Annotated in this window: 13 protein-coding genes and 1 pseudogene; 7 read left to right on the top strand and 7 right to left on the bottom strand. The window is 49.1% G+C overall.

What is annotated here, in order from left to right; translation table 11 throughout:
- The first annotated feature begins 49 nt into the window (after positions 1 to 49).
- Positions 50 to 433, top strand: coding sequence for a RidA family protein (locus Q5741_RS07310; RefSeq protein WP_305023424.1), 384 nt, complete (start codon positions 50 to 52; stop codon positions 431 to 433).
- Positions 434 to 534: 101 nt separating this feature from the next.
- Here Q5741_RS07310 and Q5741_RS07305 read toward each other — a convergent pair whose 3' ends face one another.
- Positions 535 to 2,283 (bottom strand): ABC-F family ATP-binding cassette domain-containing protein, encoded by a 1,749-nt coding sequence (locus Q5741_RS07305; protein WP_305023423.1) that lies wholly within the window; start codon positions 2,281 to 2,283, stop codon positions 535 to 537.
- 105 nt (positions 2,284 to 2,388) lie between these two features.
- Between Q5741_RS07305 and Q5741_RS07300 the strand changes: the two genes are divergently transcribed.
- A complete protein-coding gene (locus Q5741_RS07300; RefSeq protein WP_305023422.1) occupies positions 2,389 to 2,694 on the top strand; it encodes a hypothetical protein in 306 nt (101 codons plus the stop codon).
- A gap of 4 nt (positions 2,695 to 2,698) precedes the next feature.
- Complete coding sequence (locus Q5741_RS07295) at positions 2,699 to 2,935, top strand: DUF6953 family protein (RefSeq protein WP_305023421.1); 237 nt, start codon at positions 2,699 to 2,701, stop codon at positions 2,933 to 2,935.
- A 428-nt stretch (positions 2,936 to 3,363) separates the two neighbouring features.
- Here Q5741_RS07295 and Q5741_RS07290 read toward each other — a convergent pair.
- Together Q5741_RS07290 and Q5741_RS07285 are read right to left on the bottom strand one after the other, a co-directional pair.
- Positions 3,364 to 4,212: pseudogene (locus Q5741_RS07290) on the bottom strand (SDR family oxidoreductase); the annotation flags it as partial.
- 172 nt (positions 4,213 to 4,384) lie between these two features.
- Positions 4,385 to 5,308, bottom strand: coding sequence for a ketopantoate reductase family protein (locus tag Q5741_RS07285; RefSeq protein WP_305023420.1), 924 nt, complete (start codon positions 5,306 to 5,308; stop codon positions 4,385 to 4,387).
- A gap of 149 nt (positions 5,309 to 5,457) precedes the next feature.
- Between Q5741_RS07285 and Q5741_RS07280 the strand changes: the two genes are divergently transcribed.
- Positions 5,458 to 6,009, top strand: coding sequence for a TetR/AcrR family transcriptional regulator (locus Q5741_RS07280; protein ID WP_305023419.1), 552 nt, complete (start codon positions 5,458 to 5,460; stop codon positions 6,007 to 6,009).
- A gap of 306 nt (positions 6,010 to 6,315) precedes the next feature.
- Positions 6,316 to 7,764 carry a serine hydrolase domain-containing protein gene (locus Q5741_RS07275; RefSeq protein WP_305023418.1) on the top strand — a complete coding sequence of 483 codons (1,449 nt, stop codon included), beginning with the start codon at positions 6,316 to 6,318 and terminating at the stop codon, positions 7,762 to 7,764.
- 244 nt (positions 7,765 to 8,008) lie between these two features.
- Here Q5741_RS07275 and Q5741_RS07270 read toward each other — a convergent pair whose 3' ends face one another.
- A complete protein-coding gene (locus Q5741_RS07270; protein WP_305023417.1) occupies positions 8,009 to 8,980 on the bottom strand; it encodes an aldo/keto reductase in 972 nt (323 codons plus the stop codon).
- A 151-nt stretch (positions 8,981 to 9,131) separates the two neighbouring features.
- Here Q5741_RS07270 and Q5741_RS07265 point away from each other — a divergent pair, with 151 nt between their 5' ends.
- Positions 9,132 to 9,584 (top strand): MarR family winged helix-turn-helix transcriptional regulator, encoded by a 453-nt coding sequence (locus Q5741_RS07265; RefSeq protein WP_305023416.1) that lies wholly within the window; start codon positions 9,132 to 9,134, stop codon positions 9,582 to 9,584.
- Positions 9,585 to 9,750: 166 nt separating this feature from the next.
- On the opposite strand, the gene rlmH is transcribed toward Q5741_RS07265, so the two are convergent.
- Positions 9,751 to 10,230 carry a 23S rRNA (pseudouridine(1915)-N(3))-methyltransferase RlmH gene (gene rlmH, locus Q5741_RS07260; protein WP_305023810.1) on the bottom strand — a complete coding sequence of 160 codons (480 nt, stop codon included), beginning with the start codon at positions 10,228 to 10,230 and terminating at the stop codon, positions 9,751 to 9,753.
- A gap of 164 nt (positions 10,231 to 10,394) precedes the next feature.
- Here rlmH and Q5741_RS07255 point away from each other — a divergent pair, with 164 nt between their 5' ends.
- Entirely contained in the window at positions 10,395 to 11,018 is a 624-nt protein-coding gene (locus Q5741_RS07255) for an acetate uptake transporter (protein WP_305023415.1), read from the top strand.
- A 211-nt stretch (positions 11,019 to 11,229) separates the two neighbouring features.
- Here the strand turns inward: Q5741_RS07255 and Q5741_RS07250 are convergent, their stop codons facing one another.
- Both Q5741_RS07250 and Q5741_RS07245 read right to left on the bottom strand, forming a co-directional pair.
- On the bottom strand, positions 11,230 to 11,397 hold the full coding sequence (locus tag Q5741_RS07250) for a CxxH/CxxC protein (protein ID WP_305023414.1): 168 nt from the start codon (positions 11,395 to 11,397) through the stop codon (positions 11,230 to 11,232).
- A 272-nt stretch (positions 11,398 to 11,669) separates the two neighbouring features.
- Positions 11,670 to 14,573: a glycoside hydrolase family 3 protein gene (locus Q5741_RS07245; protein WP_305023413.1), complete on the bottom strand. Its 2,904-nt coding sequence runs from the start codon at positions 14,571 to 14,573 to the stop codon at positions 11,670 to 11,672.
- Positions 14,574 to 14,592: the final 19 nt, after the last annotated feature.

Genomic DNA, 14,592 nt, shown 5'->3' with positions numbered 1-14,592 from the left:
TTTCGCCTAGTTTATACTAGCCTTACTTTGGAGTAAAGGGGCTAACGCAATGACGATCATTCGAACTTACAACCATAATCTCTGGGATCATGGGATTTCACAGGGATACCTTGTCGACAGCACGCTGTATATCTCGGGACAGTTCTCCCATAACGCGGAGGGCGAGTTCGTCGGAGCAGGCGATATTCGGGCGCAGATGACGCAGACGCTGGAGAATTTGGATACCGTGTTACAAGAGTTCGGAGCGACGAAGCATAATCTGGCTTACGTGGAGCTGTATCTGACGAATGCGCAGGAGCACGGGGAAACCGCGATCGAACTGTTCAAAACGTATGTCGGGGAGCATCGGCCAGCGGGGAGCATGATCGGAGTGACTTATCTGGCATTTTCGGAACAGTGGGTAGAGGTTCGGGCTGTGGCGCACGTAGGTTAAGAAAAAAGAGAGGAGCTTCGCTTGTAGCGGAGCTCCTCTCTTTTGAGTACTTCTGAGTATTCGGCTATTCATCCCGAAATCGTCTATGCCTGTCGCTGATGCTAGAGCGCAGACAGCTGCTTGATAATCCCTTCCAACTCATCGACCAATCCTTTGGCAAGTTCGAAATTCGTATCTTTCAAAGCCAATTCAATTTGCATTTCGACCAACTTTTTCTTTTGCTCAACTTCCAAGTAGTCTTTATTGAAATGACTTACGTAGATCATCTGTCTGAATTTTCGCATACTCATTTTTCGAATGGTCTTATTGTCAACGATCAGCACATAATCCATCCCGTTCACGACGGAATAGAAATCGTGCGACACCATAACGATCGCACCTTTATAGTCGATGATGGCTTTTTCCAGCGCGATCTGTGTATAGATGTCCAGATGGCTCGTCGGTTCGTCAAGCAGCAGCAGGTTGGCTTGACTGGCCGCGACTTTAGCCAACTGGAGCATGTTTTTTTCTCCGCCGGACAACGATTCGATCTTCTGCTCCAGGATCTCTCCTTCAAAGCCGTAGTTTGCCAGATACGCCCTGACCTCGTCATAAGTCTTGAATCCGGCGTCGATGAATTCATGCAGAATCGTATTCGAATCTTGCAGCGTTTCGCCTTGAAGCTGAGACAAGTAAGCCACTTTCGCATCCGTATGGACTTCAATCGACTCATGATGATTCCGGAAAATGTCCCGCAGCAAAGTCGTTTTCCCGGTACCGTTCGGACCGATGATCGCGACTTTATCCGTGGATTTGATCTCGAAGTTTACGTTTTCCAACAGCAGCTCGTCGAAGGCCGCGCTATAGTTATCGACTTTTACAACAACAGCGTCTTCCATTTCATGCTCGATCCCGAAGCGGATATCCGGCTGCTTGATCTCGACGAACGGCGCTTTGATTCTGCGCGCTTCCAGTCGTTCCTGAAACCTCACTCGGGCTTTTAACGCTCGGCCTCGGGATGCTTCTGAATTAACAGTCGCGATCGCTCTGAGGTTGTCGATGATGTGATCGTATCGCTCGATCTCTTCTGCTTCAGCGACGGCAATCTCCTGCAGCTCGATCTTCGTCTGAAGCAGCGAGAAACGATATTCGATATAGCTTCCGTCAAACTCTTGAATTTCCATATTTTCCAGGTGAATGATTTTGTTGAAGCAATGGTTTAGAAGATAGCGGTTGTGCGTGACGACCAGCAGCATGCCTTTGTGGGAGTTGATCAATTTTTTGAGCGAATTCAGGTTCTCGAAGTCCAAGAATACATCCGGTTCGTCCATGATCATCAAGTCTGGATTCGTCAGCATTTCCTTCATGACTTGAATGAGTTTGAATTCTCCGCCGCTTAAGGAGGTTACGCTAACGTCTTGTAACTTCCCGAGATTGGCCAGATTCAGCTGCTTCTGGATGCGGCTCTCGAAATCGTCTCCGCCCATCGATTCCAACGCGTCCAGAGTGAGTTGATATACCTCCATCAGCGAATCCATATCCGATGTCGTCGCCATTTCGGCATAAATCACGTTGAGTTTTTCTTGAATCTTGGTAAATTCTTCACTAATATATTCAAAAACGGTCATTTCTTTCGCCGGGTCCACCTGCGAGAATTGACTGACGTACCCGATTCGGCAGTTCGGATCGATCTCCAGCTTGCCGTCGAACAAATGCTTCTCCGGGTCCATCAGGATCTCGATCAGCGTGCTCTTCCCGCTGCCGCTTGTTCCGATAAAGGCGCAGTGCTGGCCTTCTTCGAGTGTGAACGAAACGTCGGTATACAGTTCTTTTTGCGGGAACGAGAAGGATAAATGTTCAACTTTGATCATTGTGTTACCTTTCTTGGTAGCTGAAATGGGTTGATTAGAGGTACTGCAGAACATGAATACGGAGTCTGCTGCACCTCAGATTAACACTGTTTACTGCCAAATTCAATGCTTAGACCAGGCCGCGTTAATGAGGATACTCGCTCAGCGCTTGCGCACCAGAAGTTCGGCAGCCCAAGGAAGCATTTGCCCATCCGGATCGCCGTCAGGAGCCGCCAGAAAAAGTCCGGCAAACAGCAGGACTTCGGCAGCCGTGTACGCCAAGTCTACCGGATAGTCAGCGGATTTAAACCCGCCAAGCAATACGACAACGACTCTAGACCCTCTCTAGGCCAGCGAGAGGATGAGAAAGCTCCAGATGGATCATGGTATAATGGAACAAGCTGCGAGCAGAGCGAGCTGGAAGGAGCATGATTCCATGGAAGTAACCGCACAGGAAGTTGCGGAATGGATGGTTAAAGAAATCAGGTTTAAAGGGCAGCTATACCAGACCGATGCAATTGAATATGTAAAAGTCCACTTTGGCGAGCAATTCGTATTTATAAATGAGAATGGAAATGAATCTTTGTCCAAAGAGGTAAAGAAGGCCTTTCGCAAGCTCCACGGAGGCAGAATTGCCTGGGACCGCGACGGGTTCCAATGGGCTTGGACCTGAGGCAACCGTCGTGTCTCTATCCTATTCAGAGGGTGTCTCCAATTTATTATGGGGACACCCTCTTTGAATATTCGACTGTTCTTCACGGGGCATGCCCGGATCGTCGTCAATAGCCGCAAGAAAGAGTCCGGCAAACAGCAGAAATGCAGCAGCCGTATACATTCACCCGCTTGAAACCGAACGCAGCGAGCCACATCTAACCAGCATCAGCAGCCCGCAGAGAGCGAAGGCCAGGTCGTTGTCCAGCTGAAACAGTATGAACGGGCTGTCGAGCTAACTGGAGAAGCGAACAAGGCGCAATGGGATCGAGCGACAAGTTGTAAAAATATCCGCCTTCTGCGGGAGGCATCAGAAATCAAAAGGCACCCAATTGGGTGCCCTTCATTTTCAAGTTTAATAACTCGCAAAGCTGCTATGTCGACGCAAGCTTAATTTTTAAAGTAGTATTCTCCCTCCAGGTCAAGCAAAAGATCTGCATGCTTTGGCTGCCACCCAAGCCGCTCTTGAGTCAGCTTGCTTGAAGCCTGGATGTTCTGCGAAGCGAAATGCGCCAGCCAGCCGAAGTGACCGGAAGCGGCCTCGGTCGGCTTGCTGATTACAGGCAAATCGAGGCGGCGACCGATGACATCGGCAATCTCGTGTATAGGTATTCCTTCCTCGCCGACGGCATGAAAGATGGAGCCTGCAGGAGCAGCTTCCAGTGCCAGCCGATACAGTCGCGCAGCGTCCCTCCGGTGCACGGCGGCCCAACGGTTCGATCCCTCTCCCACGTATGCCGAGACGCCCGTTCGGCGAGCGACGCGAATCAGCGCCGGGACAAAACCGATGCGATCGTCATCGCCGTGTACCGCAGGCGGGAGCCTCAGCGCGGATACGCATACGCCTCCAACTGCCAAGGACAGCGCCTCCTGTTCGGAAGCGATGCGATGCTTGCCTGCAGTATTGACGTCCGGAGCGTCTTCCTCCGTTCCGATTCGACCGGGTGCAAGATGGGCAATGACAGAAGTAACGACCAACGGACGGCCAGTACCGGCAAGCCCTTCACCTAGAGCCTGAACTACTCGCAGATCCGTCAGTGCGGCGCCTTCCATATTCGAGAGGTCGTCGTGGTTAAAGGCGGTATGAATGACGCCATCGGATTCTTCTCCGCCTTTTCGAAGGCACTCTAGATCTTCCAAAGAACCGCGCAGGACGGATGCCCCTGCTTGCGCAAGGGATTGGGCCGCCTCTTCCGAGCGAGCGAGCCCCAACACTTCATGCCCTGTGCCTAACAATTCGCTTACTACGGCATCTTTAAAGGCAAGTTTTTTAGGCCATCCCTTGTGGGGATGGACATTCTAGTACATCTAATGAGAAAACGACCAATCTTCGTTGAAGAAACAGTTTATTTAATCAAGCCCACATCCGATGGAAGCTACAAACAAAAGCCCCATTATGTGCCTGTTCTAATCACTGAATATGTATTTCCGATTTGATACCATTTTGACTTAAAAATTTTATTAAATCATTACTCAGCTGCACAATCTCATTGTTAGCATTTTTCGTATAATCCGGCAACATCATATCTCTAACCGTTTTAGTTCGTAGCCATGTCATAAAGAAAAGATCCAAAAATAAGTTTGGAAATTTAAGCACCATTTTAAGCATTGGTGGATCAATTGAAACGCCAGCTTTTTGTATTGCATTTAGATGCGCTTTTAAAGTGACTGTTATTTTGCGTGCCGTATCTCTGGTTTTGGCTGTTTTTTTGTCCATTAACTTATTGTCGGATTGTAAAAAGCTCAACAAGGCAATGTCTGATACGGAGTGTGTGATTAGATACGCTTGCATATCCTTTTTAATATCGTAAGGAAGCTTTGCTGTTTTAAATATGATTGCGAGTTTTTCTATGCGTTCTGTCACTACACCATTAATTTCTCCGAATGCAGCTGCCGCTATAATCTTTGGTAGAAATCGAGCATGCAATACTCCATCTTTAATCTGTCCGCCGAAGCCCGGAAAAGCGGGTAAAAGTCTATCACCTACGATATCCAGCCACGAAGAAAATCCCATTGAATTACTAGTCATCGTAACTATATTTTTGCTTTGATTATCTTTAAGCGTTAACAACGCTGATTCAGACCGATCATAACGAACGGTAACGAAAATAAAATCGTATACATCGTCGTTTTCGAGTGTATCAATGACATTCACTTTTATCGATCTAACTGTACCTTTTTTCATATATCGCAGGCCATTTTCTCTTAATGATTTATATCTATTAGAACGTGCAAATAGGGTAACGTCAAACCCTGCTTCAATAAGCTTAATTGCGTACATGCTACCGATGACACCTGCACCAAAAATTAAAATTCGACCTTGTTTATTTGACATTAAAACCGCTCCTATTTATTAACATCTCTTATTTAATCATCCGACAACATGTTGTATGATGTGAGTATAAATTTTCATTATTCATTGATCAACCATCAGTTTTTTATGATTTGTCGGATGATATTCTTGGATGCTAGTAGGAGGAAAACATGAAAAAGCAACCCCAAATAACGGAGAAGACAAGACAAACCTTTGTTGAAGTTTTTTGTAAGTTATATAGCCAAAAACCAATCGAGAAAATTTCAGTACAGGAAATTGCGAATAAGTCAGGATATAACCGCAGCACCTTTTATCAATACTTTACTGATATTTACGAATTGTTAGAAGCTGTTGAGAATGACCTATTGAACGACATAAAAGAAGAAGTGGCGAATAAAGAGCCATCGATGCATACGATTCAAGATGCGCTCCATTGTCTGGACAAAAACGAACATCTCTTGGTTCTCAATGCCCTTTTAGGTGATTATGGAAGTCCCCGTTTTTTAAAACGCCTAAAAAAAGAAATCACTCTAAATCGGTTGAAATTAAATATTCCGCAAAACCCTTCCTTAACGCCTTACTTGATTGAGTTTTACCTGTCAACCTCCCTTTCCTTATTTCGTCTTTGGCTCCAGCGACAAAAGGATTTATCGTCAAAAGAGTTTTTCAAGTTAGTGGACAACCTCTATTCAAAGGGGGTTACGTCCTACTCTAAAGAATGAGTCTGCTATTCAAACCTAATCGGTGTGTAGTACAATAAAAAACTTGCCCTTCCTTGTGATACGGTTCGCCATATCATCTACAGTGCGAACTTAATTCCTATTAAAAGAACTCGTCCATAAATCGCCTCAAAATGCTTTTGTGTTCCTGGCAAAATAGTTCGTAGTAAGTAGAAGATTATGATAGAGATCCCATTTTTTATATCGTATGATTCTTTACATACAATAAGATTTTGCAATTTAGAGGAATAAGGCGTCTGCGGATTATTTATATTTTCCGTACGGGAGTTTTTTCAGAATGGAGAGACTATGAAAAAAATTATTGTCTTTATGATTGCACTACTTATACTGTTCACCCGATTCGCAACACCAAGTTATGCATTATCAGATTCGCAATCTGATTCAATACAAAAATTGTTGGATGATGCAAGCCGTAGATCAGGTGTACCGGGAATATCAATTTCAATACTTGCGAACAATGAAGTGCTCTTCTTTTCTTCCGGGTACGCAGATCGTGAAAAGGGACTAGTGGCAAGTGAAAATACTCTATATGAGCTGGCTTCAGTAAGTAAAGCTTTTACCGGCATGGGTATTCTGTTGATGGAAGAACAAGGACTGCTGTCAATGTCAGACCCTATCCAGAAATATTTGCCGTGGTTTACGTTACAGTATCAGGGGAAACCCGTTGATATGCAAAGCATTTCACTCAATAACTTTTTACACCATACTAGTGGCTTAACAAATGGCAGTCACAGTCAAAACATTCCACAAGGCAATACGCCGGATATGTTGCAAAAAACCGTAGAAATGCTCGTAGATTCTGAATTGTCGTTCAATCCTGGTGAGCAGTATCATTACGGAACTGTTAATTATGACGTATTAGGCCTGGTTATTGAGATTGTGTCGGGACAAAGCTATGAAGACTTTATAAGGGAAAAGTTATTTCAGCCGTTGGGTCTTCACCAGACGTATGTTTATAAAGAAGATGCTCAAGCCACCGGACAGTTGGCCCAGGGCTACCGTTCTTCTTTTTTTATGACAACACCATATAATGGGCCCGATTATTCCGGGAATAAACCCGCAGGCTACATCATTTCTTCTACAAAAGATATGGCGCGTTGGATGGGCATACAGATGGGTATTATGCAGGACATACCTGAAATATTCCATACGGTTATCGAAAAATCACATCAGGGTGATATATCTGTTCCGGCTGTCAATGAAATGTATTATGCGGCGGGCTGGTTTGTAAACGCCAACCAAACGATTATAGAGCACCCAGGGAGCAATCCCAATTTTGGAACCGAGGTGATCATACTGCCAAATGAACGTACAGCCGTCTGCTTGCTGACCAATGGCGCAAACATCAATAGAAGCATGGTACTAAAAATTGTAGATATATTAGACGGCAATCTGACGCAGTCATATGGAATAAGCGGCACACAGCTTTTGGATATCATTTTGTCGTCTACCACAATTATTCTTTGCCTATTGGCTGTTCTATTTTTTCTCTTAGGTTTACGCAGAAGGAAAACGTATGAGCGGCAGCCAATGACAAAAAAGCGAATAATCGTAACAGCTATTTTGCTGATTGCTACGATTGTCCAGTGTACAATGTGCTGTGCATTAGATTGGTCAACGATACTTATTTGGCAAACATATAGTTTTCTTACAGCTTTGATTTCGTCGGCAATATTAACAGCAAGCATTATATGGTTTGTATACACTCACCGATATAATGCCTCGCTCCAAAAATAAGCACTTGATTCGTTCACGTATTGAAACACGCGCAGATTTCTATTAATGAGAGAACAATATCAGCAAAAAGTGAGTGCCAGGCCCCCCCATTTTTCGCCGTCACTTATGGTACGGTTCATCCTATCACCACAAAAGCGAAAGAACTCTTCATGAGAAATAGCATGAAGAATTCTTTCCATAGAATTGAACATATAAGAATTAGGCTTTGCATGATTAGCAGATGCACGCCTTACTTGCGTCAAATTTATACGAATGGATGTGGAATATACAGTTCTTCTAAACGGGTAATTTCTTCAGAAGTTAATTTAACCGACAACGCCGAAACCGCATCTTCCAGATGGCTGATTTTGGTCGAACCCAAAATCGGCGCTGTGACCTCTTCCTTTTGCAGCAACCATGCAAGTGCAATTTGTGCGCGCGAAATCCCCCGGTTAGCGGCAATTTCTGCAACTCTTTCCGCGACTTTGCGATCAGCCTCTTCCGTTTTATTAAACAAAGCCTTTGCTACCTGGTCCTTCTCTGATCGCACGGTCTGCTCATTCCAATCCCGAGTTAACCGGCCTGCAGCCAAAGGTAGGTAAGGAGTGACGCCAACTCCCTCGTCTCTGCAAAGGGGGAGCATTTCTCGTTCTTCTTCCCGATAGAGCAGGTTTAATCTATTCTCCATGGAAACGAACCGTGTCCAGCCGTTGCGCTCTGCGACATGCTGAGCTTTCGCAAACTGCCATGCCAGCATCGAGGATGCACCGATGTATCTGGCCTTGCCCGCCTTAACTAAATCGTGAAGAGCCTCCATGGTCTCCTCAATCGGCGTATTAGGATCCCACCGATGTATCTGGTACAAATCGACATAGTCTGTTCCGAGTCGTCTTAGACTGTTATCAACTTCGGTCATGATAGCTTTACGGGAAAGTCCCATAGCATTCGGACCTTTGCGCATCGGAACAAATACCTTTGTTGCTATGACGACTTCGTCACGATGAGCGAAGTCCTTTAAGGCACGTCCGAGAATTTCTTCGCTTGTTCCGTCGGAATACATGTTGGCGGTGCTGAAAAAGTTGATGCCCGATTCGATTGCCTTCTTAATAATCGGTCTACTTTGCTCCTCATCCAGAGACCATGGGGTATTGCCGCGTTCAGGTACTCCGAAGCTCATGGTTCCAAGGCTTAACTTTGAGACCTCTAGCCCGCTGCGTCCAAGTTTTACATATTCCATTTGATTGCACACTCCTTAAGGAAATTGGGAAGGCACGATGCAGGTTAATACATCAACTGAGAATTCGTCAGTTTCCCAGTTGGTTGAAACGTCAACCTAAATGTAGACTAACATCTTGTGGTTGATGTGTCAACCATGATATTATACTTGCATGGATATCAATAAAGTAAGCGAAGATGAAATGCAAATATGGAATATGTGGAAAGGCTCCTTTAAGCGAATCTTCGGTCGCGTTGTTAAGGAGCTTTCTGAACAAACAGGGCTATCAGAAGGAGACTTTGGAATACTAGATCGGTTAGTCCAATTCGGAAATGGCAAGCTTCGCCAACAGGAACTAGCCGACTTGATGAACTGGGATAAGAGCAGATTATCCCATCATTTGACGCGGATGGAAAAACGGGGCTATGTTATAAGGAGTCCTTTAGACGCAGACCGTGGTGTCCAGGTCATCATCACTTCTGCCGGACAAGCAGCTTTGGATGAGGCCCTACCCATCGTCTCAATGGCAATACGCAAATATTTTCTGGACCAATTAACCGATCAAGACATTGAATCGATTACGAATCTGGCGGAAAGAACTAAAAGTGACCCTAGCCTCCGGTAAATCCTCGTTGACTTGGTCGCTTTTCTGGGCACTGTCCATGCTGTATATTCGAAAAAGACAAGGGACTGAACCGGTCTTTCCCTTTATCTGTAACTCCAAGAAACACGCAGCAGCCCGTTTAATTCGGCTTTTCCGCCAGTCGTGGGTAGCTCACCCCCTTTTCGCCCTACTTGTGATACGGTTCCCCACGGTTAATCTTCACCGCCCGGTACACCTGCTCCACCAGCACCAGCCGCATCAGCTGGTGCGGCAGCGTCATGCGCCCGAAGCTAAGCTTCTGCTGGGCGCGGCGCAGCACGTCATCGGACAGCCCGTGGCTGCCGCCGATGACGAATACGACATGGCTCGTCCCGTAGGTGCCAAGCTTGTCGAGCTCCGCGGCCAGCTCCTCCGAGCTCCACAGCTGGCCGCCAATGGCCAGGGCGATCACATGGGCATCGCCCTTCACATGCGACAGGATCCGCTCTCCCTCGCGGTCCTTCACCTGCCGCACCTCCGCCTCGCTCATCGTCTCCGGCGCCTTCTCGTCCGGGACCTCAATCACCTGGAACTTGATATACGGCGTCAGCCGCTTCGCATACTCGGCAATACCCTGCACGAGATATTTTTCCTTCAATTTGCCTACACCAATAATCTGTATGAACATCATGTCCTCCTGATCTCTAACTTCTAATTGAATTTCCGCTATTCGCTTACTGTCACCATAAAATATCATAGCCGAACCGCCCGCAATCGGTTACAATAGGTCAGCGGTACTGGCATCGGCAGACTCCGCGTATTCGAACATTACTGGAGGATTTAACGAACCCTATGCACAACGCAGCTCCCACGAACATCAAAATCACCACGGCGGATCCCAGCGCGATCGGCCTCTTCGGCCTGGCTATCGTGACCCTGGTCGCCTCATCCCAGAAGCTGGGCCTCACGGACGGCCTCAGCATGGTCATTCCCTGGGCCATCTCCCTCGGCGCCTTCGCGCAGCTCTTCGCCAGCATTCAGGACGCCAAGCACAACAATACCTTCGGCATGACCGCCTTTGGCGCCTACGCCTTCTTCTGGTTCGCCACCGCGAGCAGCTGGATGGTCAAGATGGGCGTCTTCGGCCCGGAGCTGGCTTCCGCTGTAGACGGCAAGCAGCTGGGCTTCGCCTTTATCGGATATCTGATCTTCACCCTGTTCATGACGATCGGCGCCATGGAGACGCATAAGGTCTTGTTCTTCATCTTCGTACTGATCGATTTTCTATTCTTGGGCCTGAGCTTCGACGCCTTCGGCGTAGCGCCGCATATCTTCCATACCATCGCAGCTTATGCCGAAATGGGCATCGGGCTGCTGTCCTTGTATGGCGCCGGCGCAGCCGTGCTAAACGTACATTTTGGACGGGTCTTCCTGCCTGTCGGCCAACCGTTCGGCATCTTTAAGCCACGCGGCTAAGCAGCCGACGGATCAGATCGGCCGCAGGAAGCCGGTTCATAACCTAGACCAGCCTTCATCCACCGCGCCGATCCGCAGCAGGACGAGGATGGACACCACAGCAATATATCACACTAAAAAGCCGCCCCTATCTCACTCAGCTAGGGACGGCTTGTTCATTATACAAGAGATATCAATGATTCACAGTGACTCCGGAGCCTGCTGCGGTCAGCTAGACGACGAGGTACTGGGCATGCTGCTCACACTGCGAACATTTGGCCGGCGGATCCCAGTCCGCGAATTCCGTTTCCTTCAGGTCCACCACATCCGGTGCGTCTTCGAATTCATCAACGAATAGGTCAAGGGCCAGTTCTACGTGGTCTTTGCATACAACATACATACATTTAAGCATCCTTTCTGTCTATCGGCCTCATCGGGTACAACAAGCGTCTGTACAGTATAGCCTCTACTCAGTTCTACCATACTATGCACGGAAAGGGAAGACCATGGACCCGGATGATGTACATTCAACAAGTGCTTGTTCCTACAATTCCCTCGTTCCCCCACTATAACGCAAAAGGACCAGGCCTCCCCGCAGGAAGGCCCAGCCCTTCTTCATCCGTTTCCCCCTAAGAAACCGGAGTGTCCCCAAGTCCAAATCATGTTCTCTGTTTATTGAAATTGAATCGTGCTAAGCGATACGCTGCCATTCAGGATCACATAGACATCCTGACGGCCGCTCACGCCGTTCAGCTCAGCGGTGTAGTCGTTCCAATCCTGTGCGCCGCCTGCTTTCAGCTCAACACGTCCAGCCAGCGGTCCGTCCGGGCTCTGCAGCCGAATCTCCGCCGATCCTGCGGTAGGGCTCGCCGCCTGCAGCTTCACGCTGTCTGCACCTTCGCCAAACTCCGCATCAGCAAAAGCGATCCAGCCGCTCTGCCCCTTCACTTCCACTGCACTGCCGCCTTCGCGGCATTCACCGATCAGCACACCCTCATACGTATCATAGTTCACGGCCTTCACAGGCTGCTTCAGATCACGCGGCGGGATGACTTCACCTTGTACGTCAAGCGCTGCGCTCACCGGCAGAACCGACGAGGAAGCACCCGCCATGAAGGTATACGTGCCCTGCTCGATGCAGAAGCGCTCGCGGGTCACATCCCAGATCGCCAGTTCGGACAGCGGCAGGGTGAAGTTCACTTCAGCTGTCTCGCCCGGCTGGATCTGCACACGGCGGAACGCCAGCAGCTGCTTCAGCGGACGCTTCACACGGGACTGCTCGGCATGTCCGTAGAGCTGCACCACTTCTTCGCCTGCCACATCGGAGGTGTTCGTGACACGAACGGTAATGCTAACTTCGCGGTCCTGATCTGCCTTCACCGAATTTTTGTCCAGGCTCAGTCCATCATAACGGAACGAGGAGTAGGACAACCCATGTCCGAACGGATACAGTACATTCCCTTCGAAGTACTGATACGTTCTGCCGCCCTGAATCACATCGTAATCCATGAATTCCGGCAGCTGGTCCACTGATTTGTACCAGGTCATGTTCAGACGGCCCGCAGGATTCACATCCCCGAACAGCACGTCAGCCACCGCGTTTCCGATTTCCTGACCCGCATGTGTCGTGTACAATACAGCCGGTACGTGCTCATCTACCCAATTCAGCGCATACGGATAGCTGCCCACGACAACAACAATCGTGTTCGGATTTACGGACAGCACTTCCTTGATCAGCTGCTCTTGAGATGCTGCCAGCGTAATGTCTGGACGATCGATCGTTTCCTTCCCGTTAATGAGCGGATGGTTGCCGACGAAGACAACCGCCAGATCCGCGTCTCCTGCCGCTTCCTTCGCTGCCTGGAACTTGTCAGTTACCGTCTCGACCTCGAAGACATCCGCCGTAATAGCTTCCTCTTCTCCGCCAGATACGGAAGCTGCTCCAGCTACGTTGATCTCGTTCGCCGTTTCTTCCGCGCTGCCGCTGCCTACGAGCAGTTCACCGTTCTCGCCAACAGTAACAGGTGTGTCGTTCCATGTGGAGAAGGTAACCTGCTCTGCGCCCTCTTCAGAAGGACGAACGAGGAAGACTTCCTTTGTGAACCACTCCCAGATCTGATCAGCCGAAGCCTTCACGATCCGGTCATCGGTCGTCAGGTACTTGCCGTTGCCTTCTGCAATGATCGTTTGGCTGTCCCAGCCCCAGTCGGTCATCTCGAACACTGCTGCCTGATCAGCTGCTTCGCCGGTTGCTGCCAGTGCTGCCTGCTCACCGTCCTGCACCTGCACATAGCGGCCGCTCTGCTTCGCTTTCAGCTTAACGCGGTCGGTACCTCCTGCAAATGTGGTCTTGCCTCCCGTACCTTTCAGCTTCTCCTGAATCCCCTGCAGCGGAGTTACCGCGTAAGGCAGAGAGCCGCTGTACCAGTCCCGATACACCGTACCGCCGAGCGGGCCGATGACTGCGACTTTCTTCAGCTGGTCTGCCTGCAGCGGCAGCATGCCGCCTTCGTTTTTCAGCATGACAACCGCTTTGCCGGCTGCTTCACGGGACAGCTTCGCATGCTCGGGAGCCAGAATCACCGACTCGTCGATCGCCGCATACGGATTGCCTTCTTCCGGATCGAATTCCCCGAGACGGAAGCGGACACGGAACGTATTGCGCAGCGCCACATCCAGGTCGCTCTCGGCGAGCAGGCCTTCCTCCAATGCTTCGCGCAGCGACTGCTTCATCAGCTCGCCGTCATCCGTCAGGCTGTCGATACCGCCTTCTTTAACAGAACGAGCAACCGCTTCCTTATGTGTCTCCAGATAGCCATGGTCACGCACCGTACCGGACACGTCGAACGCATCGCTCACGACAAAGCCGTCCATGCCCCACTCCTGCTTCACGATCCCGTTCACGTCCGGGCTCAGGTTAGCCGGTACACCGTTAATGGCGTTGTACGCCGTCATCATCGACTGGGCGCCGCCTTCCTTGAACGGAATCTCGAACGCTTTCAGATAGTATTCACGCATGTTGCGCGGGTCAATGCTGACCGACTGATCGCCGCGTCCAACTTCATTATTGTTGGCAATAAAATGCTTCAGCGTGGCAACCGCTTTCAAGTACTTCGGATGATCGCCTTGAATACCCTGTACCAATGCGGACGCCAGCTTACCAGCCAGCACCGGATCTTCACCGTACGCTTCCTCGGTACGTCCCCAGCGCGGGTCCCGCTCCATATCGACGGTCGGTGCCCACAGGGTCAGTCCATTAATCTCCGGATTGCGCTTGTAGAACCCGCGGGCTTCATCGCCGATCGCGTCACCGATGCGCTGCATCAGCTCCGTATCCCAGGTACAGCCCAGACCGATTGGCTGCGGATATCCTGTAGCTTCGCCCAGCCAGGCCATACCGTGTGCGGCCTCCGTACCATGCTTATATGCTTTGACACCAAGCCGCTCGACGGCAGCCTGATATTGAATCATGAGATTCACTTTCTCTTCCAGGGTGAAGCGGGAGACCAGATCGTTTACCCGTTCTTCAAGTGGAAGTGACGTATTCTGAAATGGATAATTAGTAGTTGTAGACATATTGAACCTCCTTCAGGTG

It is taken from the genome of Paenibacillus lacisoli (assembly GCF_030580655.1).
In the GTDB taxonomy this organism is placed as follows: Bacteria; Bacillota; Bacilli; order Paenibacillales; family Paenibacillaceae; genus Paenibacillus; species Paenibacillus lacisoli.
The sequence above is the reverse complement of the archived record's forward strand: the minus strand, read 5'-3'. Positions and strand labels throughout refer to the sequence as shown.